Source organism: Leptospira sp. B5-022 (genome assembly GCF_000347035.1).
Classification (GTDB): domain Bacteria; phylum Spirochaetota; class Leptospiria; order Leptospirales; family Leptospiraceae; genus Leptospira_B; species Leptospira_B cinconiae.
On the sequence record NZ_ANIJ01000018.1, the window covers coordinates 86,450 to 110,145 of the forward strand.

The window sequence follows — 23,696 nt, forward strand, 5'->3', positions numbered from 1 at the left end:
AATATAATCAACATTGACTAATATTTGTCAACCCGCTAAACTCGAATGGAAAAAAGGAGAAATAGAATGTTAGTCTCTGAACAGGAAAAAGAGAAAAATTACAGCCCGGGTTTAGAAGGAATACCTGCAGCAAGGACCAAACTTTCCCAGGTCGATGGGAAAGGAGGAAGGTTGATCATAGCAGGTTATGCTGTGGAAGAATTCGCCGGAAAGGCAGTCTTTGAAGAAACTATTTTTACACTTTGGAACGATAGAAGGCCAATGCCAACCGAAACCAGTTTGTTCTCGGAGGAACTCAGATCTTCCAGAAGATTTTCGAAAGTGATACGAACCATTATAGAGGAAGCCGTATATGCGAATCTTCCGTTAATCGATATTTTACGGATCGGATCCGCGGCTCTTTCTTTAGGTTCTCAAAAAGAAGATCCCAGAAAGGATGCGATGGCAGTTCTTTCCACATTTCCTTTGATCGTCGCGTGGGCTTTCCGTTTACTGAAAGGCCAAGCTCCCGTTCTTCCTAGACAAGACTTGGACATTGCGGCAAATTTTCTCTACATGCTGAATGGGAATGATCCCGATCCAAGAAACGTTCGGGCTTTGAATACGTATCTGAATACGGTTTGCGACCATGGATTGAATGCTTCCACATTCGCAGCGAGAGTGATTATCTCCACCCAGTCCGATATGATCTCGGCGGTAACAGGAGGATTGGGTGCACTAAAAGGGCCTTTGCATGGAGGAGCTCCGGGGCCCGCGTTAGATACCGTATTTGAGATAGGAGCGAAGGAAAATGCGGAGAGGGTGCTGAGAGAAAAATTAAAGCATAACGAAAGACTAATGGGATTCGGGCATCGGATCTATAAGGTCAGAGATCCTCGTGCGGATGTTCTCGCAAAGGCGGCGAAAATCCTATATGATACGGATGAAAAAAGAGAGTTTTATGATCTTGCGATGTACGTGGAAAAAACAGCATTGGACTTGTTGAAAGAATACAAGCCGGACCGAGTGCTCGAAACCAATGTGGAATTTTATACTGCGTTACTTCTTCATGGTTTAGGATTCCCGACCGAGATCTTTACTCCCGTATTTGCAATGGGAAGAGCGGCAGGTTGGACAGCTCATTGTTTCGAACAAATGCAGGAAAGAATATTAAGACCGGATGCGATCTATACGGGAGAAGATGGAAAACTTTGGAATTAGAGCCTGTCTCAAAAAAACTTTAAAATAGTCTTGGAGTGAGTAATTTGCTTTGCCTTCCGCTTGCAAGTTCTGTGCAAATTTCCGGGTGGCTTTGCTCTCAAGCAGAACTCACTCTAAGAAATCGTTTTGTATAGGGCCTTTGATATAGCTGTCATTATCGGGAGATTATTTCTTTCCCGTATAAACAGATCATTTTCTGGAGATTTTATTTCTACCCTCAATTAAATCCGTTTGAACAACGGAAAGAGGATCGATCATCGTTCCCAAAACTCTAAGCCCCAAATGTAAATGAGGTCCGGTGGACATACCTGTCGATCCGATCCTTCCGATCAAATCTCCCTTCTTCACTTTATCTCCAGTTTTTACTAAAATTTCCGATTGGTGCATGTATAAGGAATACAATTCCAAACCGTGATCAATTACCGTGAAGTTTCCTTCATAATACATAGGTCTTGCTAAGATCACTGTACCGTCATTGATCGCATAGATCGGATCTCCTATACCACCTTTGAAATCGGAACCGCCATGAGGACGGCCTTTCTCTTTGTTGTAGATCCTACGTTTGTAAAAAGGGCTATTTAAGATCGGGTTATGAACAGGATATTCGAAATCGGATTCTACCTGAAGATCGGACTTAGATTGGAATGCCTTTGCCTTCGCATCGGAACATTCTTTGATGAAAGCTTTTGTTTCTTCCGAAAGTTCGTCGCTAGTATACTGTTTGTCCATGGTAAGATGGGAAACTTTAGAAGTTGCAAAGTAAGTCTTTTGGACCGGAATCTCATACTTTTTGGAATCGTTTTTAGTAAAAAGACGTTTCTCTGTTAATTCCAAAACTCCATAAGATTTTGAAAATTCGGGAGAAATAGGAAGAAATGTGAGGATATAACCTTCTTTTTGCGAAAATGGGATCTCTTGTCCCTCCCAGTTGATCATAAAATTTCCGAGTTTATCTAAAATTTTAGGTAAAGGTTTTATTTTTAAGAATAGAAGTTCTCCTTGCGCGAACTTTCTTCCTGCAATAGAAAAAGAAAACAGTTCTTCCTGCTTCTCTACGATCTCACCTTTTATTCTTTTTCGTGTTTTCTTTTCGGAGACTACCTGCTTTGGTTTCCCTTCTTCTTTCTTCTTTTCCGATTTAGAATTCAAGACCACCTGATTCAGTTTGGGAAATACGGAAGCCTTTTTAGGTTCTTCCTTTTTCTTTTGCTCTTTTGCAAAATTTAGCGAACTAGAAAAAAGGACTAAGGACACAAATATGAGGATATTTTTTGAAAAACTACACATTGGAAAAAACAGTCCGACCAACGGGACATTCTTATAATCGGATAAGACGTATATTGATATAGAAATATTTTTCCAAAAATAGGAAGAATCTATTCTTCCGATAAAAACGAAACAAGTTCCGGATTTAAAATTTCAGGGATCTCATGATGGATCCAGTGAGTACCTTTAGAAAAGAAACGAACCGAAGCATTTGAAAATAATTCCAAGGTTTCTTCCGCCATTTCCTTCGCTAAAAATCTGTCTTTTTCTCCCCAGAAAATCCGGGTTGGGACTTTGATCTTTCTGGTTCGGATCAATTTAGGAGGATTTTTTACCGCTGCCCGATACCAATGCAGCATAGACTTCACACATCCAGGGATTGCCCATGCTTGCTTATAAAGTGAGATTTCTTCGGGGGAAAACGCACCTTTCATGGAGGTTTTTGTTAGGGACCTTTCTAATTTTCTAAAATTCAATCTGGAAAGTAAGAATTCAGGCAACCAAGGGATCCGGAAAAATAGAATGTACATACTCTTTTTTCTTTGGGATTTATCTGAAAGTATTTTTCTTTTCATGATCGTAGGATGAGGGACATTAAGAATACAAGCTTTTCTAAATCGTTCCGGAAATTTCGAAAGAGTCCAATATGCTACCGCTCCTCCCCAGTCATGAGCGATAATATCCGTTTTAGAAATTCCATACGCATCTAAAATCGAAACGATGTCTTCCGATAGAATATCCAATCCATAGTCCGAAATGGATTTAGGTTTTGAACTTCTTGCATATCCTCTTTGATCCGGAGCGATCACTAAATATCCAAGCTTTGCAAAATAGCCGATTTGGTTTTTCCACGCGTAAGAAAATTCCGGAAACCCGTGTAATAACAATAATGGTTTCCCGTTTTTAGGTCCTGACTCTAATAAGAAAAATTTTTGTCCGTTTGTATTCAAATATCTGGACCGTACTTCCGGAAAATCGGAAGGAAACGGAAAGGTAGAGTCCTTTTCTTGTAATTCGATAGACATGGTAGATGAATCTATAATGTATTCGTCTTTCTTTCAACTAAGAATACTTTTTGCGAACATAAACGATCGTTTATTTTTTACTTGAGAGAATATCTGAAAGTTTTATATTTTCAGAATGTTATTCAAGAATCGATTTTTAGACGGTATTGAAAGAGGAGAAATCACTATCGCTTTTAGAAATTGGAGAAGACCAAGCGTAAAGGAAGGTGGGACTCTTCGAACCCCTGCCGGGATTTTGGAAATTATAAAGGTGGAAAGATATTCAATTTCTAAGATAAAGAACATTGAAATCAAAAACGCCGGTTACGAATCTTTGGAAGATTTGCAAAAGGATCTATATTCTAAAATTCCCGGGGAATTATATAAAATTGAATTTAGACTAGTTGGGCCTGATCCCAGAATTAAATTAAGGCAGGAAACTTTCGATTCGGATCAAAATTACGAAATACTTAGGGCTCTTTTGGATTCTTGGGATAAAAGATCCAAACATGGTGTTTGGACAATTCCTCTCTTAAAATTAATCCGCAAATATCCTTCCATGAAAGCCGGAGATTTATCCTCCAAAATTGGAATCGAAAAAGAGGAGCTTAAACTTTTAGTAAGAAAACTGAAAAATCAAGGTTTAACCGAAAGTTTAGGAACGGGATATAAATTATCTCCTAGGGGAGAATCCTTTTTAAAAAAAATATACTAAATGTATCTTTATAGATATTCCGCTAATTTTCGATGTACATCGTTCGGCCAATCGGTTAGACTTAAATTATTAAGAGAAGCGAATCCATGTAAAAAATCTGCTGAACATCTTCTTTCTTCCTCACAAAGTGCTTCCACATGGATCAAGATATTCTGGCGCCTAAGGCGTTTTACTTTTACTCGAAATTCTAAGATATCTCCCAACTTTGACGGTTTATAAAATTTCGCTACGATCTTCATAGCCGGAATACCTTGATGATCCCGGCTTACCATTTGCGAAAATCCGAATTCGATCCCTTCTCTAAACCAGTCTTCTATCGCTTCCACGAACAAATTAAAGTATTGAGGTGTGAATACAACTCCTCCTGGGTCGCAATGTTGCATCCGGATGATCTTGTTTATGGTATAAATTTTATTCGACATATCGGATTCTTCAAAGAAACAAAGGAAAGACTGTTTTAGAGCGGAGAGCATGTCCACAAATCGAGAATGTAGTAAATCGATAGTCTTTAGCAGCCTCCGATTCTACTGGAGGGTTATCGCTAGTTACATCGCATTGATCCTGAGATACCCTTATAATACAAAGATAAACATCCGTCTCGTTTAAATATTGATATTCGGTACATCCTCTTTCCCAATGGGGTTCCGTACATGAATCGGTCATCATACTTAAATAGCTTACTTGATAATTAAAACCGGATTGGGTAAAAGTCTCGCATCTTTGAGCTAATTCATTTACTGCGGAGAATAATAGAATATGAGCATCTTTATGAAATATTTTAGATGGATTGCCTTTTTCTTTCTCTTCGTAGTATTCTTGAGGAATAGAACAATATGAAAGGAAGAGGGTTGTGAGGACGATCGCAGATTTATAAAAATATCCTTTCATGCCGTCCTCCTGAAGGGTAGATAGAAGTTATGCCCAACTCGGAAGAATATCTACAATTTTTTCAGAAAAAGATCGTCACCTTTTAGGACATTTAGATCTACCGGACCTTCTACTCCTTTAATTTTTGCTCTGCTATGATACTGCCATATAATCCAATTCCTTTTAAAAGAAGAAGGAGGATGCCCGAATATATCTCGGATCCAAACGGGATATTCAAGAAAGTCGTCCTTCAGATATAGATCTATAAATTCGTACGTAAGATATAATATGGGTTTCTTTTTATAATGATTTTCTAAAATGTTTAGAAAGTCGGAGATTTCCTTTTTTACATCCTGCATTGGTGGCCTTTCTTTACAATTTCCAACAAACTCTAGGTCCGCTACAGGAGGTAATGATTTCGGATCTTTTGGTACGTAAGAAATAAAATTCTCTGCCTGCTCCTTTCCGGAGCGGCACAAAGTGAAAAAATGGTAAGCCCCTACTCGGAGTCCTATCGAACTTGCCTCTTCCCAATTTCTGGAGAATGACTTATCCTTCCAATCACCGCCCTCCGTTGCTTTGATATAAACGAATCGGATTTTATTTTCAGGGATCTTCTTCCAATCGATTTTTCCTTGGTGATTAGATACATCAATTCCGCGAATCGGGTACTGTGTTTCGGAAGGATATACAAACCATAGAATTCCCTTATCGAGTGCAAAATACAAACCGAGAGAACACAGTAAGGACAGAAGTATAATCGGGAGAATTATTCGAAAGATTTTCATTTCAGTTTTCTGGCTAAGAAATCCTTAAGAATGCAGCTTTGAGACAATCCTTTTCTAAAATCTAGGATATCCAACACGATGTTCGTTTTAAAAAATTATGTCTCTTTCTTCAGGTTATCAGACTCGGCAAATTACCTAGCTTACTTTAAATAATTCCTACTGATTTCACTTCTCCACTTTTGCGTCTCGGAATTTCCAAAAAAACCCCTCATAAAATTCCGGATTCCGCCGAAACAAAGAACAGGGACCGGACAATGATATTAAATAAAGAGGAATGGTTGGATCGGGTGTCTTCTCTTTTCGAGGAAGAAATCCGACTGTACTCCGAAATCCTGGGGTTAGAGAAAGAAAAAACGGAATCGATCACGAAAGCGGACGGAAGAGCTTTGGAAACGATCTCTAAAAAGACCTACGAATTGATCGTCCATGCAAGCGAATTGGAAAGAGTTCGTATGTCGGCTATCCACGACGTTTATACTTCAGGTAATTTAGGAATTCCTAAAGAAGGTGAACTTACTCTTACTGATTTTTTAAATAAGATAGACCGTGAATCCGAGCACAAATTGAAACAACTCGGGACCAGATTAAAAGATACGGTGCATAGGCTGAAAGATAAGATCAAAGCCAATGACAAATTGATCCGAACCAGACAGGAATTTTTGAAGGCCACAATCGACGCGATGCGAACGAACGCAAACAGCGGAGAAGTCGCAGTTTACGAGGACGAAAATCCGAGCACAGTCAGGAACAAGAAGAAACGTTCCTCTGTGTTAGTAAACGCGTCCGCCTAAGGATTGGATAGGAGGGAAGAAGTATGGGATCCACATTCTCCGGATTAGAAATAGGTAAAAGAGGCCTTGCGGCTCATCAGCAAGCATTACAAACAACCGGCCATAATATTTCAAACGCGGATAATAAACATTATTCCCGCCAAAGAGTTGTTTTGCAAGCTACGGATCCTCTGTACGAACCTTCTTTGAATCGTGCTCACGTACCCGGTCAGATAGGCCAAGGTGTAGAGATCGCTTCCATTGAACGTGTAAGAGATAATTTTATTGATGATAGAATTATTGAAACATCAGGAGTGAAAGATTATTGGGCCGCAAAGAACGAATATCTCTACCAAGCTGAGAATATTTTTAACGAGCCTAACGGTACTACTCTTAGGACCTTAATGGATAAATTCTGGTCTTCTTGGGAAGAACTTGCGAATTATCCGGAAGATAATGCACATCGTTCCGTGGTTTTGGAAAAAGCCCAAGGTCTCGGAAGCAGAATGGAAGATGTGTATCGTAAACTTTCTCAACTGAGAGACCAAGCAAACCGCGAGATTGAAGCTCATGCGCTTCATTTGAATACGATCGGAGAAAATATCCGTACCTTAAACGAAAGGATCGCAAAGTCGGAAGCCTTGGGTGATAAACCGAACGATCTTTACGACAAAAGAGACGCTCTTTTACAAGAACTTTCCGGTTTGACAGATATTACGATCGGTAGGAGCGACGAAGACGAGCTGATGGTATTTATCGGCCAGCAGATCCTTGTCCAAGGCGGTAAGCTCAACCGTGTAGATATATTAGGAAATCCTTCTAAAGACGGTCTATTAGATCTATATTGGAAAGTAACGGGTGATCCGGTCCTTCTCCGCAAAGGAAGACTGCAAGGTTTGATCGAAGTTAGAGATAAAATTTTGGGCGAGAAGATCGACCAAGTGGATGCTCTTGCGATCAATGTGATGGATGTGATTAACGAGATCCATAAAGACGGTTTCGGTCTGAATGGAAATACGAATCAGAACTTCTTTGATATTCGTTCATTAGCTTTGAACACTTTCGGTGAATACGATTCAGACGGCGACGGTCAGAATGATATTACCGCTATCTTTAGAGTTACCGGTAAGAACACTCTGGATCCGGATCGTCCGATCGGGATCAGCGGAACTATGACCTTCTTAAAACCGGATGAAAAAGAAACTCAGGTTTTAATTCCTTATTCTGCAAACGATACATTGAACGGAATTATCAAACGTATCAACGCTTCTAAAGTTGGGGTTGTGGCTTACATGAATCACGACAACCAATTGGCGTTCAAAGCGACTGTCGCGGAAGATACTCCTAAGAAAAATTTCATTCTTAGACATATCGAAGATTCCGGGGAATTATTGGTCGGTCTGACCGGAATGCTGATGGCTTCCGGACCTTCCGGTGCTTACGATTACAAACGTCTGGGTGAGATCACCAAACTTCAATCTAAGCCGGAAGACATCACTTTATCTCCTCATTTTCATCCTTCTTCTCACTTTAAAGTGAACGAGCATATTGCGAATAACGTAGCAAATATCGCCGCAGCAAGAGGAAAGGATGTAGGTGGAACAGGCGATTATAATTCTCCCGGAGGTCATAAGGACGGAAGGAACGCTCTTTTAGTAGCTTCTTCCCTCAGAAACAATCCTGTGATGGTGGATTATTCCAAAACTACGGATGATTTTTATAATAGTCTGATCTCAAAACTTGCGACAGAAGCAAGAGAATCAAAACAAGAATTCGGGATCCAATCGGACCTCATGACCGAGCTTGAAAATATGAGACAATCGGTAATGGGTGTAAGTTTGGACGAGGAAATGGCCAATATGGTCCAGTTCCAGCACTCGTATAATGCGTCTGCGAAGATGATCAACACTATGAATGAAATTCTAGATACGATCATCAATCGTTTGGGCGCGTAATTCCGCCGGAATAGCAAGGAGGCGAAGCCATGATGCGGATCACTAACATGATGCAAAATAACACTTTGGTGAGGACTTTGAACCGTCACCAGTTGTCCTTGGACGAAACCCAAAACCAATTGGGTACAGGACAAAGGATTAGAACTCCTTCCGATGATCCGGGAAGAGCGACCAACCAAATGTTCTTCCGGTCTAGGATGAACGAGTTGGATACGTTCCAGGCGAATATTGACGACGGTTTCGGAAGATTACAACAGATCGACGGTGAATTGGATAGAATTGGAAATTTATTCCAAAGAGCAAGAGTTCTAGCGGTCCAAGCTTCCAACGGTATTTACCAAGGTGATAAAGGTTTCGAATTAGAAGTCGCTGTCGGTAAAGAGATCGATGAATTGTTAAGAGCGTTAGTCGATATTGCGAACACAAGAGATGCCACAGGAAGACCTCTTTTTGGCGGACATGTGATCGAAAGACCTCCTTTTGAACCGATCGAATCCAAGATCAAAGGACTCCAAGGATTGGAATTAAAGAACCAATACATCGGAGTGGAATATCGTGGAGATATCGGAGAGCAGATCAGAGAGATCGAAAAAGGCGAATATATTCCTGTTACAATTCCCGGAAACAAAGTGTTTTGGGGAACTAACATGAGCGTTACCAGTCGCGTGGATAACTCAGGTTTCGTTGCAGTCTCCGATCAAAAGTTCAAGATCGACGGAGTGGAGATCCAAGTTTCTGCCGGTGATACCATCGATGATATCATAGACAAGATCAATAACTCTCCGATCGAAGCTAAGGCGAATAAACTCGCGCAGGACAATATCAGTCTTAGTTCCACTGCACCCCACCAGATCTGGTTGGAGGATGTGGACGGAGGAACTGTTCTTAGAGATATCGGTCTGATCGACGCAGGTAATTCGGAACCCCCAAATAATTACAGCAAGTCGGCAACCGTTACCGGACTTTCCGTATTCGATGTGCTCATCCAATTCAGGAACGATCTCATCCAGAAAGACCAAGAAAGAATTTCAGGCCGTGATATCCAAGACTTAGATCTTGCTTTAGAAAATATTCTTCGTTATAGGTCCATAGTAGGTGCAAGGATGAATCGTATGGAGGAGCATTCTCAACGGGTTTCCTTCGATAAATCCTATATGACGGAGTTACTCGCCAAAAACGAAGGAATCGATTTCCCGGAAACTATCATGAACTTGAAGTGGCTGGAGACGATCCATCAATACGCACTTAACGTTGGTTCCAAGGTGATCAAACCCACTTTGATGGACTTTCTAAGATAAGAATTAGATTTCCCGAAATTTAAGTCGGGGAATTCTTCTTGTAGTGATTTGAAAAAAGTATAAACTTAGAGCGATGCTCTGAAAAACAGGTCGGTCGATGATTGAGATCCAAAGCAAACCTTTCGGAAAAATAAAAGTTTCGGAGCGACAACTTATCAAATTTCCGGAGGGACTTCTAGGTTTCGGGGGATATAAAAGTTTTGCCCTGATCGAAGAAGACGAAGAATCGGTATTCAAATGGTTGCAGTCCATCGACGAGGTGGATCTTGCTTTTGTAGTAATTCCTCCTTCTTTATTCAAAAAAGAATATAAACCCATTTTGAGCCAGGAAGAACTTTCCCAAATCGGGTTGCAGGATGTTTCGGAAGCTTTGACCTTAGTCATTGTGACGATTCCTAACGACGATCCTGCATCTATGACTGCAAACCTGCAAGGTCCAATTTTGATCAATAAGAAGGATTTGACCGGTCGCCAATTCGTATCACGTAACGAGGTTCATTCCGTTCGTGAAAGAATTTTGGAAAGCGCTACTGTGGAGATGTCCTAAGTGCTCGTACTAGCTAGGCGTACAAATGAATCCATTATCATAGGTGACGATATAGAAATCGTTATCGTAGATATCAAAGGGGATCAGGTAAAGATCGGGGTCAAGGCTCCTAAAGAAGTTTCCGTTCACAGAGCGGAAGTATATCGTGAAATCCAGGCTGAGAATAAAAAAGCCGCCGGTGCGAAAATTAAGCCGGAGGAATTGGGAAAAATTGGCAGCATGCTTAAAAAAACCGATTCGGGCAAAAAAGAAAAATCTTAAACTTCTAAGTTTCTTTCTAACCCTTCTATTTACGATTTCCTGTTTGTCTTCCCAAAGAAAGGGAATGGCTTCCTCTTCGGATTCAATCGTATTATATTATCTTAAAAAAAGCTCGGATACTCCACCCTTCTTACAAGCGGAGACTTGGTTGCCGATTGCCACTGGAGTTTTGACCGGTGCGGGACCTGACCAATTGGATAAGACGGAATTCCTTTCCAGGTGGGAAAAACTTTTTAAATTCACGGGTGTTGCGGATACTGGAGTCCTGAATTCGGAACCGATCCGATTATTTACGGAAGAAGAATCTTCCCGCTTGGGGGAATTATTATACCAAGCGGAAGCGGAGATTCCCGACGGGCTTCCGCAAGCGTACCAAGTCATTATTAAGAGGGAGGATCCGATCCGCCCTGGACTCAGGATCAGAAGAACGGTTTTTTATATTAGGAATAGTCCGGAAGGAATTATATTAGAGTTTTCTGAAATAGGACAGGTGCTTGATTTTCAAACCACTTATTCTTTTCGGGACTGGACCTTGATTCCGATTGTAAAGCCGGAGCCTTCTTCACGTAATTCCATTTATCTCCCTGAGATCCGTCCGGAAGGTTTGGATTATTTCAGTTTTGAAAGCGAAGGAGAGGAGGCAAGGAACCGTATCCTTGTAAAAAACGGTTTTTGGACTGGGAATCCTTCCAAGAAGAATGTCGGAACTCCTACAAAGAAAATCCCTAAAACGATTGAAGACCGGCTCAGGACTTTACAGGAACTTTTGGATAAGGGATTGATCTCTAAACAGGAATACGAAAAAAAGAAGGCTGAAATTTTAAAAGAGCTTTGATATAATAAGACCAGGAAACTTTCCAGCTTCCGGGTTTTATCGTTGAGAATATTATAAGAGCCTGTCCCAAAAGGTCCAGGCTCCTGAAGCCGGCGTTGTGGACTATAGTCGCTTCGCTCTTGAAGCCGGCATTGCGGACTATAGTCGCTTCGCTCCTGAAGTCCGCATTGCGGACTATAGATTCTTAACTAATCCTACGGTCCCTCCGTAGTTTCCGAATTGTTCGTTATCTGTAGTCGAACTTAAGTTAGGAACAGTACCTGCTTCCACGACCTGTCCTCCGGAAATGGAAGGACCTTTTACTTCTCCTACGCTGAAATAGGTAAGTTGGTAGAATCCACCGAATCTGATACCGAATGTTTCGAAAGGTTTCAGTACAAATCCTGTTTCAAAAGTCATGGTAAATCCGGAAGCTCCAGCAAAGAACCCGTCCTTGGACTTGAATGCGTTGAAGTCTAGACCGTTATACGCACCAGCAGTCGATCCAGTATCTATACCTAACTGAGCGGAGCTCAAGGACAAAGTTCCCCAGAAGAAGCTTGTATCACCTCGGAAGTACCAGTTCATCCAACTCCACATAGGAACTGCGACACCGTAATCTAAGGAAAGTGTGGTAATATTGTATCTAAGATCTCCGAATCCGATCGCATATCCTGACATTCCGTCCGAACTTCCGGAGCTAAAGCCTGGGAGCTTAAGTCCAAAATTGGAATAGTCTCCACTAGTTTTACCTTGTCCATAACCGATGGAAAATTCGTAACTTACGTTATTCGAAGTGTTTAAATTGAGAGGTCCCCAACCGTACTTTACTTTCCACTCGTTGGTGGTAGTGGTAATTTTATCTGTAGTATATCTATTAGAGGTACTCGTTGTTGTAGTCTCGGTCACGGATTTTTCCCCTAAAGAAGCAACGATACCAATGAAAGTATTATCAGATAACTGATGGGAATATCTGATCTTTGGAAATCCACCGCTTGGAGTCGTTTTGCTATCTTCTTTGAAGAATTCCGGTGTTCCCCCCAAAGCACTTCCGGCGATCCTGACACTATTTAAGATTCCATTAATAGATTGAGGTCCGCCTTGGTTCAAGCTTCCAGCTACTCCATCTAATTCTAAAATATGTAATAAACCATTTCCGAATGCACTTCCACTACTTGAGGGAGAATAAGAAGAACCTGTGCCTCCGATCGGAGTTTGGTCCTGTGGTGGTGGCTGTTGACTGTTGTTAGTAGGTTGATTTTTAGGCTGCCTTTGATTGTTCGGATTTCCTGTTTGTCCGAACAAGGAAAAGCAGACTAGATAGGCTGCTAGTAAAGCTAGAATCTTTTTTGTCATGAGGTGCCAGAGTAATAATTTTTTTCCCAAAACACCAATTAATGAGGAAGAGAGCAAGACAAAAAACAAAAGACCGGAGCGGCCCCCGAAAGGGCCGCTCACGTAGTGAGAATAGTGAAGAGAATTGGATATATGTTAACTATTTACCGGGTTATTGGTACTTAGGTAACAATCCATAAATACCATACCCATATAACCGATTGAAAAGACAGATTTTTTTCACTTATTTGCGGATTTTTTAATAAGAAACTTTCAATAGGATTTTTGCTTCGCGAAATAAATTTCCAGCCTCGATGGGAGTCGCAGATTTTCCACTCATGGTTTGAAAACCATCCATGACAGGAAGCGGTTCGGAAATTTCTTGGAAGTCGGCTCGTATCTCTACAAATTCCTTAAATTTCAAGCCTAATGCGGAGAGAATAATATCCGCTTTTTTGCGAGCATCCTTTGCTGCTAGTTGTAAAGCTTCTTGAGAAGCCTTCTCTAAATTTGTATCCGTTGCCTGCAATCGGATGCCTATGATTTGATTTGCTCCATTCTGTATAGACTCATCGATTAGTTTGCCTGCAGATTCTACTTTAGCTCTTATTAAGATTGTATTGGACGCTACATAACCCTTGATCTGCCTCGCGCCGGATTTAGGATATTCGTATATAGTTTGCAGACGGATTGCCTCCGTTTGTAAGGAAAGTAAGGACTGTTTTTTGAGATATTTTACGAGAGAATCAGTCTTTGCTGAAGTTTTCTCATGAGCTTCTTCGGCAGTTTTAGATTCCGTTTCTACTCCGATACGTATTTCCACAAGTTCCGCAGGAATTGCAACTTTAGCGAATCCGCTAACGATCAGGACTTTTTCTTGTTCTGAAAATGCGGACCCGAAACTTGCGAATAATACTATGCACCCGAATAATATCTTTTTCATAAAAACTCCGAAAATAGGACCTTTTTCCGTTCGGGAAAATTCCCAAAGGTTCCGGATTTTTAGGATTTATTCCAAGTTATAAAAATTGAAATTTGTAAGAAGAATAACTCAGTACTTTACGAATTCTTTATCGAGTTCGTCCTGATAACGGCTGACCCGTTTTTTCAAGTTTTTCTTTCCTAGATAATATTTGCCTTCTTCTTCTCGTTTCGCTTTCTCCGTAAATTTTTCGGAACGATGAGAAAGATAAGGATGGGTCATAAAATATTCTTGGATGGGCGAAGAAGCATTTTCTTTTCCACCGCTTTCTTCCTGTAACTTTAGGAAGGTCCTTCCCATTGCGAATGGATCGTAATTTTCCCTAAGCAATAGATCATAACCGTAAGAGTCAGCCTCATCCTCCTGGTTCTTACCGAACGAAGGTTTTAAAAGTAAGGCTGCCGTTAGGTCGGCTAACTCTCCTAGAGTGGAAGCTCCGATCTTCTTCGCCAATAACTCCCCTCTGACCATATCCATGCAGTGAGAAAGTTCTACATGACCGATCTCATGGCCGATCACTGCCACCAATTCCGCTTCTGAACTTACCATAGAAAGAAGTCCCTTTGTTACGAATAAGATCCCTCCCGGCATTGCATAAGCATTCGGAATGGAAGAATCCATAAGGAAGATCCTATATTCGAATCCTTTATTTTTTTCGATCGTGAGGTTCGAAACCAAACTTCTCAAATAGACCAGATCCGGATCTTTTTCATCCGCATAGGATTCATAACGTAATGCTATGGAATCTCCTAACTTCTTTTCGTCCAGATCGCTGATAGGCATCAGTTTTGTAAGGGAACGATCGAATACTTTGATCGGTTTTCCCAATAACTGGAATGCAGGAGAAAGAGTGGCTGGCATTTCTACATTTGCTTTACTTCTTACAGCCAAAAATGAAATGGCAGCTCCTGCTAGTAAAAGTATAACGAAGAATAGTAATCGATTACGGAGCATCCGTTTTCTCCTTATTTCCGAATTTGCCATAAAGGGTGTTCATCAGAATGAGTATCCCTCCCACTCCCAAAAATACCAGAGCGCGAGTGATTGTAGATGACTGAGAAAGATCCCAGAAGATCAGACGTAATAGACATACGATCATTGCTACCAAAGACACATAACGGAAATGTTCTTTTTTCAGAATGAGTCCCATTAAAAAAACGATGAACACTTCTACCATCCATAATAGGGTCAATAGAGAAGAATCAAAACTCCAGAAAAGGAAGAATGCCCCCGCCGCGAACAAAGGATAGAATATGATACTGTCGGATCTTTGGTCCAGTTTTTCGGAAAGTTGACTGATTTTTCCAGGATAACCTTCCTTTTCCATTCCTTGGAACGCAGGAAGAAGTTGGAACCTCACTAAGTATACGATCTGCAATAAGATCCCGACGAGCCCCCCCAACCATTCTTGATTCGCCCAATATTCGGAAGGGGTCAGAGCAGAACTGGAAATGAAGGCTACATGGATACAGGAATACCAATAAAAGCAGAGAGAATAAAATCTGAATCTGGAAATTTCCCAAGAAGTTTTTAGACCGATCTGATCTAAAAAAAACGCCCAAACGACCCAAGCTACAGGCAGCCATGTATTCGGGATTTCTAATGCGATAATTGCGGTGATAAAGATCGCAGTAAGTTCCCAGAATAATGGCAAAAGGGAGTTCCAATAATTCGGAGTTTCTTTTTTAGGATTCGGACTCTTGGCCCAGTAGATAAACGCTCCGATTGCTAAGGCTTGTATCAGAAATCTGATCTTGAAAATACCGACATATAGTTCGGATTGCAGATGAACTAGAATATGAGCTCCTAAAAACAATCCTACGAATACTAAAGCGAAAAATTGCCAGACCGGCGCCGCAGAGTTGATGGAAGATTTCCAAGTATTCTCCCATTTTTTCTCTCTTTCCGAGAAAAAGTTTTTGGTTTCCAAATATACCAGGGAAAGAAGAAGCCAAAGTATTCCCGGCAAAAATGGAGAAAGACTTTGAGTGCTCCAATACGCTAAGAATACGATATGTAAAGAAAGAAGGATCGCTCCCGGCGACGAAAAATATCCGGTCTTATCCGGACCCAACTTCACTTTAGAAAGAGGGATCATTAAGAAACAGAATAGGATCGTAGGAAGGTCCCTTAATAACACTTCCCATCTTTCTAAAGAATAAATTCGATAGATCACTTCGAAATGTAATGCGGCAACAAAGAAGAAGATCCCGACTCCCAAACCGTTCCAATTCCTGTTTTGTCGGATTACCAACAAAAGAATTCCGAATACGGGAAGATACAACTCCGAATGTCTCCAGTCGATTAATTGGAAACAAATAGCTGACGCCAAAATTCCGGAAAAAATCCCTGCAGGGGAAATCCTGTCGTCTCCACCTATTCCGTAAATATCGTCGCTCGCAGTAATCGTTTCCCTATTCCGAAACTCATCATAAAATTGGATCAAAAAACTAAGCAGGATCATTGCAATCGTAGTGATGACAATAGGCCAAGTCCCAAGATTCAAACCGTCGAAGAATTTTATGATCAGAAGAAGAATATATTGGATCCAAGAAAGATGAAGAAGTACTGCTCCGATATTCTTGAGTAAATTTTCTTTTTCTTCCGAACTGACCACGAAGAAGATGCAGAATAATAAAGAAACATATACATTGATCAGGAAGATATCCACTTCCCATCGACTGAGTAATATTATACCTATGGAAGCTAGAGCTAAGGACACTAGCGTATCGGTGAGATAGAGCCAACGTATGTTTAACTTTTCGCGGGCGGTTCTTGCCCAAAAAAATAATCCGATAGAAACTGTGATCAATACGGGAGGATTCCATTTAGAGCCTGTGGAATATACGGATAAACCTAAGCCGATCCCCGCCCAAACGATTAGATGAGTGATAAAAGGAAGGCGCTGGATACTTCCGGAAGTATATATTTTTCTATAATGAGCTAAGATAGATGGAATTCCGACTGCAAGAGTCCCTAAGATCCCCCAGGTTCTTGATTGAGAAGAACTTAGCAGATGAAGTTGTTCCGAAAAATGTCCTTTATAGAGATAATTTAAAATTAAAAAGGAAATCGCAGTTTGTATTAAATGAAATTCCCATTTGCTTCTGTAAGATAGAAGCACGCTGAAAGCGGAAACTCCCACCGCTAAGAAGAAGATCAAAGTGCTTAATGGAAGAATTGCCAAAGAGATCAAACTCAATACAATATGAAGACTTGCAAATTTTTGTTGGGAAGTTTGCCATGCAAGTCCTAGATTTACAAGAATTCCGCAAATAACCAATATAAGCGCGTAAAATTCGGACTCAATCCATTTCATTCCCGGAACGGAAACCGCTGCGATACATGAGAATAAGATAACTGCACCCGAACCGCTTCTGATCCAATATCCGATTTGTACCCAAAATTCTTTTTTGACTAGGAGAATGGAAGCCGCAAATAAACCTGCGCCGATCCCTAAGACCATTAAAAATCTGAGGAATGGGGACATGTTCAGAGCAGCATAAATCCCTAAAAATCCAACGCCCATTACGAGTATGATCGTTCCTAAGATACCGGTCCAATTATTCGCGATCTGCTTCTCGAATTTTTCCCAAGCTTCCGATTTTTTAGTTAGAGATTGAGGCTCTTGTTTTATAATAGTTGGAGGTACAACTGCCGCCGGTTTTGGGGTTTTTGCAACCTGCTTAGAAGAAGGGAGTTCTTTCCTAGTCTCCGGAATTGTCTCTTTTACCAAGATAGGCTTTTCTTCTTTGATGGAAGGTTTTTTCTTTTCCACCTGAGTTTCCGGAAGAATAGAAGGTCCTCTTTCTTTTAGCCGATCCTCTAGATCTTGGATTCTTTCCAGAAGTCCGTTGATCTTAGATAATAAAACGAATGGAATAATAAGGTAGAATATGCCGACGAAAAATGCGAACAAACCGATCAAAAAATACATAGGCGGAATGAGTTCAGCATAAGCGATTCCGTTGTAAATTTATTTTTACGCCGTTTTCTTGGCCAGTTCAGGTAGGTCTTTTCGAGTAACGTGTCCCTAAGTTCGCAACTTTCTTGCATTTTGGAAAAAAAATGAACGTTTTAGAAAAGTAGTTTCTAGCGTTCTTTAGTCCATTAGTATTTGAGAGCTCATTCCATTGGTGATAAAAGTTTGGAATCTTCCCTTTCACAGCTCAATATTCTCAGGCAGTTTTTCGAAAGGATCGGGGACGGAATTCTCGTATTCTCTTCAGCCGGAAATCTGATCGAGGCGAATCCGGCCGCATTACAGATCCTGGGTTATTCTTTCAAAGAGCTAAAAGAGATAGATTTCAATCTGATCTCCGATATAAGGAACGGGATCTTTCAGAGTCTTAAAAAAGAAGAAAAGACCAACTGGTATTTAGGTTATTTTTTACTTAAGAACAAAGAGATTAGAACATTTTACTGCCAAGGTTTTAAGATCCAAGGAGAAACGGAACCCGAATCTACCACTTGGATTCATATTCGGTCTCCCAAACAACAAAGCGAACTTTCTAAAGAAGATATAACTCATCCTGAGATTGGTTGGAGAGCGTTAGAGAAATTTTTCGATATGAATCCTTTGCCTATGGCGATCACAGAGATCGACACTGGCAAATACCTAAAGGTTAACAAACAATTTTGTATTCAGGTAAAATATTCTGAAAATGAAATTATAGGAAGAAGTGCTTTAGAATTGGGATTTTGGAGCTCCGCGGAAACCAGGGCAGATATAGTAGAAGCTATTAAAAGAGAAGGATTTGTTCGAGATGTAGAATTACGTTTTACTAATAAACTTGGAGAGGAATTTTGGGGTCTTTTTTCCGCTCATCCGATCGAATATGCGGGTTCTTTAAAACTTCTTACGATCACAGTGCCGATCACGGATCGAGTAAGAGAAGAAGTAGAAAAGCAAAGACTTCTAGACGAACTGAGGGAAAATCAAGAGATCCTAAAGCAGATTATCAAACTAAATCCTACTGCGATAACATTGTCCAAATCCGACGGAACCTATTTGGACGTAAACGATCTCTTCTTGAGTTTGATCGGAAAGTCCAAAGAAGAGATCGTAGGTAAATCTCCCGTTGATCTGGGGGTATATTACGATCTAAGTGATAGGGAGATTATCCGGGGACTTTTGATGCAAAAAGGTGCGGTAGATAATTTGGAGGTTAAGATGGGGACCTCCGATGGAAAGATCCGCTCTATTCTGTTCTCCGCTAGAGTTATAGAAGCCGGCGGTGAAAAAAAGATCCTAGCGGTAGGTCACGATATTACCCACATTAAAGAGGCCCAGGCAGACTTGGAAAGTCTTGCTTCAGAACTCGAAAAGAGTAAGGAACTTTTCCAAAGATTGTTCCAATTAATCCCTTCTTCCGTGGTTCTTACCGATTTGATTTCAAGAAAGATCATAGATGTGAACGAAAGATTTTTGGAATTCGTAAAACTGAAAAGATCGGACGTGATAGGAAGGCTCACTACGGATATCAAGGTCTGGGATTACGATCCCGATAGAAGGGCCGAAATTTATAAACAGTTAGATGAGAAGGGCGAAGTAAGCAATATAGAAACCGTTTTCAGAGCCTCGGACGGAACGGCGATACCTGTTCTATATTCCGGAAGGATCGTAAAATTGAACGGAAGACCCCATGTAATTTCTCTCGCAACGGATATTAGAGAACGTTTAGAAGCGGAGGAACAGACCCGAAGATTAAACGCGGAGGTCCGACACAATAAAGAACTTTTCGAAAAAATTTTCCAAATGAACCCGGCTGCAGTTTCTCTTTCCGATCTGGAAACCGGCACTTATAAAGAGGTCAACCAAGCGTATTGTGATCTGATAGGATACACAAGGGAGCAAATCATAGGTAAAACTTCCGTAGAATTGGGTGTGTTAAAAAGTAAAGAGGACCGGGCAAAGATCAAAGCGGAACTTGAAAGTTCGGGATGGACAAAGAATATAGAATTAGCCATAGGTCATGCTGACGGATCGGAACGTTACGGACTTTGTGGAAATAGAATTTTCAAAATGGGAGGTCGAATGGTGCTCTTGTCTATGGTAATAGATATTACGGATAGAAAAAGAGCGGAGTCCGAAAGAGATAAATATCTAACTCAATTGGAAGAGAGTAAAAATTTATTCGAAAAGGTATTCGAATTGAATCCTGATACCATCTGTATTTCCGATTTGGAAACGGGTAAGTATATCAGTGTAAATTCCATGTTTTACGATCTGTTCGGCTTCACAAAGGAAGAGGCGATCGGAAAAAACTCGGTAGATCTGGGAATTTGGTCTGATCCTAATCTCAGACATATACTAGTAGAGAAGATGAAAGAGGATGGGATATTAAGGGATATTGATATACCTTTTAAACGAAAAGACGGAACACATATTGATTCCATCTTTTCCGGCCGTATTGTAAATCTGATGGGAAGACCTGCAATAGTTGCAATCACAAAGGACAATACTGCGGCAAAGGCGGCGGCTAAAGAAAAAGAAGAAGAAAATTCCAAACTTTCGGAACAGGCAAGAGTTCTTTTGAATATGGCGACCAATCCGGATTTTGCTTCCGGTAATATTCCCGCCGGTTTGAATAATTTAGTAAAAATGTGCACGGAAACATTGGGATGCGATCGTGCTTCTATCTGGCTTTTTTCGGATAAGGAAAAAACTGTTTGGTCTTTGGTCTCCGGATGGGACCAAAAATTCCAGTCATATATGGATCCTGCTTCAATGGATCTAAAACAACACCTTAATTATTTCAACGCAATCAAGACGGAAAGGTTCGTAGATGCGTATGATGTGGTAAACGATCCAAGGACTTCCGAGTTCGCGGAAACTTACAGTATTCCTCTCGGCATCAAATCTCTACTGGACGCTCCTATTTTTTTAAGAGGAGGAATTTACGGAGTCCTTTGCTTAGAGCATAGAGGATCTCTTAGGAGATGGAAAGGATACGAACAACAATTCATAGTCACTGTTGCGGAACAAGTCACACAGTTATTATTGAATTCTGAAAGGAGGGAAGCAAAGGAAGAATTGGAGCATGCAGTTCAAGTTCGGACTTCCGAACTAGCTTCCGCTTTGGAAAATTTAAAAAAGACCCAGGACCAACTTATTCTGTCCGAAAAAATGGCCGCACTTGGGCAGTTGGTCGCGGGCATTGCTCATGAGATCAATAATCCGTTGGGGGCGATTTCCGCATTGAGCGGAGAATTGAGAGCTTATTTAGATTCTTCTCCGGAGCGTTTGAAAAAATTGGGCCCATTTTTTGCGAAAGCGGAACCGAATTATATCAAACGATTATCAGAATTTATTCGCGCAGGGATCTCCCGTAAAGAAGTTCAAGTTTCAAGGGAAGAAAGGAGGGAACTTCTCAAAAAATTAAAGAATAAGCTAGGCGAACTAGGGTTCGAAAATCCTTATGATTTAGCGGATAGATTGATGGATGTAGGGCTTTATCATTCTACTGAAGAATTCCCTGAAATTTTTGATGCCAAAAAACATCTTGTCCTTTTGGATTTTGCGATCGAAGAGATCCAAACTTATAAGAATGCCGCTTCTATTCGACTGGCAGTGGATAGGACCTCAAAAATAGTTTATGCCCTTAAAAGTTTTGCTCATATCGATTCGGGAGAAGGTAAGATCGAGACGGATCTCGCGGAAAATATTGAAACTGTCCTTACTATTTATCATAATCAGATCAAAAACGGAGTTGAAGTTGAATTAGACTTCCAGTCAAGACCTATCATATACGCCTATCCGGATGATTTGATACAAGTTTGGACAAACTTAATTTATAATTCTCTGCAAGCGATGCAGTTCAAAGGAAAGATCAAAATTTCCATTTTGGATTCCGATACGGATGTTTCCGTTTTGATCTCGGATAACGGTCCAGGTATCCCTGCGGATATTAAATCCAAAATATTCGATCCTTTTTATACCACTAAAGCTCCCGGAGAAGGAAGCGGATTAGGTTTGGATATTTCCAGAAGGATTGTTTTAAAACATGGAGGAAGGATCGAATTTAATTCCAAGCCGGAAAAGACGGTATTTAAAGTAATTCTTCCTAAGAGCTGAAGTTTAGGTCTTAAAAAATTCCACTTCTTTTTTCAAAGAGTTTGCCTGTTGGGCAAGTTTCTCCGCAAGAGAGTCGATATCATTCACTATCCCATTCAAAAATTCGGTAGCTTCCGAAATACTTCCGATCGTTTTAGAAAATTCTAAAGAAGTTTGGGATTGTTCTTTTGTGTGATTTCGGATCTCTTCTGCGGATCGGATCAATTCAGAAAAAGCATTCTTAACCTGAGCACTCGCCACCAACTGCGATTCGGATAAAGAAGAAACCTGCAAAATCCGGTCGGAAGTGTTTTGGGCGGTATCTCCTATTCTTCTGAAAGCAACTTCTGTATTCTCCAAAACTTCTCTTCCTGAAGTCGTTGCCTTTACTGCTTCCACTAATGTTGCCCGGATCCGTTTTGCATTTTCTTGGGTCTGTTCTCCCAATTTGGAAATTTCCTGAGCCACTACCGCAAAACCTTTGCCTGCTTCTCCGGCCCGGGCAGCCTCTATTGCTGCATTCAAGGAAAGAAGTCCTATTCTATCGGTAATCTCATGGATCACATTCACACTAGCTTCCATTTTGGCGGTATTGGATTCAATCTCCGACATCGCATTCCGCGTTGATTGTAATGCGGACTCTCCATTAGAAGTCTCTAATCTCATTCTTTCCGCGTCATTTTTCGTATCCATAAGGGAAGTATGGACATTACGAATTCTATCTTCGAGTTCCGCTAGAGATGCCGTAGCTTGTTCAACCGTACTAGACTGGCTTTCCGCTCTAGCTGATGTGGAATGAATGGATGCTGCGATTTCTTCCACCCCTGAACTCATTTGTTCCGTGGAGGCTGCTTGCTCTTGCATCTTTATGGAGAGATCTTTTGTTTTTCCTTCTAAAACTTTCGAACTTTGGGAAAGTTTTTCGGATTCTTTGATAACGGTTTTGACAACGATCCTAAGTCGTTTTACGAAATCGTTCAACATCTTGCTACTTCTTCCCAGCTCGTCCGTTGAAAGCATAGGCAGTTGGATTTCCAACTCCCCTTGGGACATTTCCACAAAAGCATTCATCATATTTTTGGAATTCCTACGAATACTGGCTGCCAGTAGATAGGAAGAAATAGTAAGAGTAATTACCATAAAAAGTATGGTGAGAGAAAGCGCCAAAGTAACATCTCCCAATTTTAACCAACCTGAGGTCTCTTCCACAAGGAGGTAACCGAAAATCACGACAGGTAATAGAGCGATGGATGCGATCGTAGAAATGATCCTAACGAAAATAGACACTTTACGAATGTCTTTTTCTTCTAAAGGTAATCCGTTCAATCTGTCCGATTCCAATACTTCCGAGAGTACTGATTCGGTTAAAAAGAAATGAGAAATTCCTAAGGTAGGATAAATGATCAGGGGTAATAACAAGAATGGCGCTGATTCGAAAAATTCGGGAATAAAGAATAGATGCATCAATTTCCAAGCTGCAGGAATTCCGTAACTCCATTGTACGATATAAAACCCGGTATTTAGAAGCGGGAAATTCAGAAGTTTTTTCTTAACTTCCACTTTTCCTTTTGTGTTCAATTTTTCCCAATTATTGGGTTCCAGATTGGATAAGAGTCTTCCTAAATATAGGAATCTAAGTGTGGGGAAAAAATAAGAGGTGGTCAATACGACCGTAGAGGATCCGATCAAAGCGATCGCCTTATTGAAATCATACGCTCCGGCAGCGATAATGAATAGAACAGCCAGAGGGACGGCGAGAACCGAAGTTAAAAGTTCCAGGCCTAAGGTCAGTCTCCATCTAAGTTTTCTAGATTCTCCCCTTGTCATTTCCGTTCTTT

At 40.8% G+C, this 23,696-nt stretch carries 19 protein-coding genes; 9 read left to right on the forward strand and 10 right to left on the reverse strand.

Annotation, left to right across the window (positions count from 1 at the left end):
* The first annotated feature begins 66 nt into the window (after positions 1-66).
* Positions 67-1,200, forward strand: coding sequence for a citrate synthase/methylcitrate synthase (locus tag LEP1GSC192_RS08380; protein WP_020769786.1), 1,134 nt, complete (start codon positions 67-69; stop codon positions 1,198-1,200).
* Positions 1,201-1,389: 189 nt separating this feature from the next.
* Here LEP1GSC192_RS08380 and LEP1GSC192_RS08385 read toward each other — a convergent pair whose 3' ends face one another.
* Positions 1,390-2,487, reverse strand: a complete 1,098-nt coding sequence (locus LEP1GSC192_RS08385; RefSeq protein ID WP_020769712.1) for a M23 family metallopeptidase — start codon at positions 2,485-2,487, stop codon at positions 1,390-1,392.
* A gap of 89 nt (positions 2,488-2,576) precedes the next feature.
* The gene (locus LEP1GSC192_RS08390; protein WP_020769582.1) at positions 2,577-3,491 is read right to left on the reverse strand and encodes an alpha/beta fold hydrolase; all 915 of its coding nucleotides are present in this window, start codon (positions 3,489-3,491) and stop codon (positions 2,577-2,579) included.
* A gap of 115 nt (positions 3,492-3,606) precedes the next feature.
* Here LEP1GSC192_RS08390 and LEP1GSC192_RS08395 point away from each other — a divergent pair, with 115 nt between their 5' ends.
* The gene (locus tag LEP1GSC192_RS08395) at positions 3,607-4,185 is read left to right on the forward strand and encodes a hypothetical protein (RefSeq protein WP_020769822.1); all 579 of its coding nucleotides are present in this window, start codon (positions 3,607-3,609) and stop codon (positions 4,183-4,185) included.
* Positions 4,186-4,193: 8 nt separating this feature from the next.
* Here LEP1GSC192_RS08395 and LEP1GSC192_RS08400 read toward each other — a convergent pair whose 3' ends face one another.
* Genes LEP1GSC192_RS08400 through LEP1GSC192_RS08410 form a run of 3 tightly spaced genes read right to left on the reverse strand, consistent with a single transcriptional unit; the run spans position 4,194 to position 5,840 of the window.
* On the reverse strand, positions 4,194-4,607 hold the full coding sequence (locus LEP1GSC192_RS08400; RefSeq protein WP_036089454.1) for a thioesterase family protein: 414 nt from the start codon (positions 4,605-4,607) through the stop codon (positions 4,194-4,196).
* 10 nt (positions 4,608-4,617) lie between these two features.
* A complete protein-coding gene (locus tag LEP1GSC192_RS08405; protein ID WP_020769529.1) occupies positions 4,618-5,073 on the reverse strand; it encodes a hypothetical protein in 456 nt (151 codons plus the stop codon).
* 50 nt (positions 5,074-5,123) lie between these two features.
* Entirely contained in the window at positions 5,124-5,840 is a 717-nt protein-coding gene (locus tag LEP1GSC192_RS08410) for a GH25 family lysozyme (RefSeq protein ID WP_020769801.1), read from the reverse strand.
* A 254-nt stretch (positions 5,841-6,094) separates the two neighbouring features.
* Between LEP1GSC192_RS08410 and LEP1GSC192_RS08415 the strand changes: the two genes are divergently transcribed.
* The 6 genes from LEP1GSC192_RS08415 to LEP1GSC192_RS08440 all read left to right on the forward strand — a co-directional run bounded on the left by LEP1GSC192_RS08415 (position 6,095) and on the right by LEP1GSC192_RS08440 (position 11,506).
* Complete coding sequence (locus LEP1GSC192_RS08415; RefSeq protein ID WP_036089457.1) at positions 6,095-6,631, forward strand: flagellar protein FlgN; 537 nt, start codon at positions 6,095-6,097, stop codon at positions 6,629-6,631.
* 23 nt (positions 6,632-6,654) lie between these two features.
* Positions 6,655-8,565, forward strand: a complete 1,911-nt coding sequence (gene flgK / locus LEP1GSC192_RS08420; protein WP_020769622.1) for a flagellar hook-associated protein FlgK — start codon at positions 6,655-6,657, stop codon at positions 8,563-8,565.
* A gap of 32 nt (positions 8,566-8,597) precedes the next feature.
* Positions 8,598-9,863 (forward strand): flagellar hook-associated protein 3, encoded by a 1,266-nt coding sequence (locus tag LEP1GSC192_RS08425; protein ID WP_020769503.1) that lies wholly within the window; start codon positions 8,598-8,600, stop codon positions 9,861-9,863.
* A 97-nt stretch (positions 9,864-9,960) separates the two neighbouring features.
* Positions 9,961-10,410: a flagellar assembly protein FliW gene (fliW, locus tag LEP1GSC192_RS08430; RefSeq protein ID WP_020769770.1), complete on the forward strand. Its 450-nt coding sequence runs from the start codon at positions 9,961-9,963 to the stop codon at positions 10,408-10,410.
* Positions 10,411-10,671, forward strand: a complete 261-nt coding sequence (gene csrA, locus LEP1GSC192_RS08435) for a carbon storage regulator CsrA (protein WP_020769544.1) — start codon at positions 10,411-10,413, stop codon at positions 10,669-10,671. It abuts the gene before it with no gap.
* Entirely contained in the window at positions 10,622-11,506 is an 885-nt protein-coding gene (locus tag LEP1GSC192_RS08440; RefSeq protein WP_020769549.1) for an SHOCT domain-containing protein, read from the forward strand. Before csrA ends, LEP1GSC192_RS08440 begins: the two co-directional genes overlap by 50 nt.
* Positions 11,507-11,680: 174 nt before the next feature.
* Here LEP1GSC192_RS08440 and LEP1GSC192_RS08445 read toward each other — a convergent pair whose 3' ends face one another.
* The 4 genes from LEP1GSC192_RS08445 to LEP1GSC192_RS08460 form a co-directional block, all read right to left on the reverse strand.
* Positions 11,681-12,841: a hypothetical protein gene (locus LEP1GSC192_RS08445; protein WP_020769578.1), complete on the reverse strand. Its 1,161-nt coding sequence runs from the start codon at positions 12,839-12,841 to the stop codon at positions 11,681-11,683.
* A 238-nt stretch (positions 12,842-13,079) separates the two neighbouring features.
* Positions 13,080-13,763, reverse strand: a complete 684-nt coding sequence (locus tag LEP1GSC192_RS08450; protein WP_020769449.1) for an SIMPL domain-containing protein — start codon at positions 13,761-13,763, stop codon at positions 13,080-13,082.
* Between the two features lie 108 nt (positions 13,764-13,871).
* Positions 13,872-14,756: a M48 family metallopeptidase gene (locus LEP1GSC192_RS08455; protein ID WP_036089460.1), complete on the reverse strand. Its 885-nt coding sequence runs from the start codon at positions 14,754-14,756 to the stop codon at positions 13,872-13,874.
* On the reverse strand, positions 14,746-17,739 hold the full coding sequence (locus LEP1GSC192_RS08460) for a DUF2339 domain-containing protein (RefSeq protein ID WP_020769671.1): 2,994 nt from the start codon (positions 17,737-17,739) through the stop codon (positions 14,746-14,748). Before LEP1GSC192_RS08460 ends, LEP1GSC192_RS08455 begins: the two co-directional genes overlap by 11 nt.
* 210 nt (positions 17,740-17,949) lie before the next feature.
* Here LEP1GSC192_RS08460 and LEP1GSC192_RS08465 point away from each other — a divergent pair, with 210 nt between their 5' ends.
* Positions 17,950-21,879 (forward strand): PAS domain S-box protein, encoded by a 3,930-nt coding sequence (locus LEP1GSC192_RS08465; protein WP_036089594.1) that lies wholly within the window; start codon positions 17,950-17,952, stop codon positions 21,877-21,879.
* 3 nt (positions 21,880-21,882) lie between these two features.
* Here the strand turns inward: LEP1GSC192_RS08465 and LEP1GSC192_RS08470 are convergent, their stop codons facing one another.
* Positions 21,883-23,685 carry a methyl-accepting chemotaxis protein gene (locus LEP1GSC192_RS08470; RefSeq protein ID WP_036089597.1) on the reverse strand — a complete coding sequence of 601 codons (1,803 nt, stop codon included), beginning with the start codon at positions 23,683-23,685 and terminating at the stop codon, positions 21,883-21,885.
* Positions 23,686-23,696 lie beyond the last annotated feature (11 nt).

Excerpts from the sequence above, each read along its gene's own strand:
- LEP1GSC192_RS08380 (WP_020769786.1), top strand. The coding sequence starts at position 67 with ATGTTAGTCTCTGAACAGGAAAAAGAGAAAAATTACAGCCCGGGTTTA.
- LEP1GSC192_RS08385 (WP_020769712.1), bottom strand. The coding sequence starts at position 2,487 with ATGTGTAGTTTTTCAAAAAATATCCTCATATTTGTGTCCTTAGTCCTT.
- LEP1GSC192_RS08390 (WP_020769582.1), bottom strand. The coding sequence starts at position 3,491 with ATGTCTATCGAATTACAAGAAAAGGACTCTACCTTTCCGTTTCCTTCC.
- LEP1GSC192_RS08395 (WP_020769822.1), top strand. The coding sequence starts at position 3,607 with ATGTTATTCAAGAATCGATTTTTAGACGGTATTGAAAGAGGAGAAATC.
- LEP1GSC192_RS08400 (WP_036089454.1), bottom strand. The coding sequence starts at position 4,607 with ATGTCGAATAAAATTTATACCATAAACAAGATCATCCGGATGCAACAT.
- LEP1GSC192_RS08405 (WP_020769529.1), bottom strand. The coding sequence starts at position 5,073 with ATGAAAGGATATTTTTATAAATCTGCGATCGTCCTCACAACCCTCTTC.
- LEP1GSC192_RS08410 (WP_020769801.1), bottom strand. The coding sequence starts at position 5,840 with ATGAAAATCTTTCGAATAATTCTCCCGATTATACTTCTGTCCTTACTG.
- LEP1GSC192_RS08415 (WP_036089457.1), top strand. The coding sequence starts at position 6,095 with ATGATATTAAATAAAGAGGAATGGTTGGATCGGGTGTCTTCTCTTTTC.
- flgK (WP_020769622.1), top strand. The coding sequence starts at position 6,655 with ATGGGATCCACATTCTCCGGATTAGAAATAGGTAAAAGAGGCCTTGCG.
- LEP1GSC192_RS08425 (WP_020769503.1), top strand. The coding sequence starts at position 8,598 with ATGCGGATCACTAACATGATGCAAAATAACACTTTGGTGAGGACTTTG.
- fliW (WP_020769770.1), top strand. The coding sequence starts at position 9,961 with ATGATTGAGATCCAAAGCAAACCTTTCGGAAAAATAAAAGTTTCGGAG.
- LEP1GSC192_RS08445 (WP_020769578.1), bottom strand. The coding sequence starts at position 12,841 with ATGACAAAAAAGATTCTAGCTTTACTAGCAGCCTATCTAGTCTGCTTT.
- LEP1GSC192_RS08450 (WP_020769449.1), bottom strand. The coding sequence starts at position 13,763 with ATGAAAAAGATATTATTCGGGTGCATAGTATTATTCGCAAGTTTCGGG.
- LEP1GSC192_RS08455 (WP_036089460.1), bottom strand. The coding sequence starts at position 14,756 with ATGCTCCGTAATCGATTACTATTCTTCGTTATACTTTTACTAGCAGGA.
- LEP1GSC192_RS08460 (WP_020769671.1), bottom strand. The coding sequence starts at position 17,739 with ATGTATTTTTTGATCGGTTTGTTCGCATTTTTCGTCGGCATATTCTAC.
- LEP1GSC192_RS08470 (WP_036089597.1), bottom strand. The coding sequence starts at position 23,685 with ATGACAAGGGGAGAATCTAGAAAACTTAGATGGAGACTGACCTTAGGC.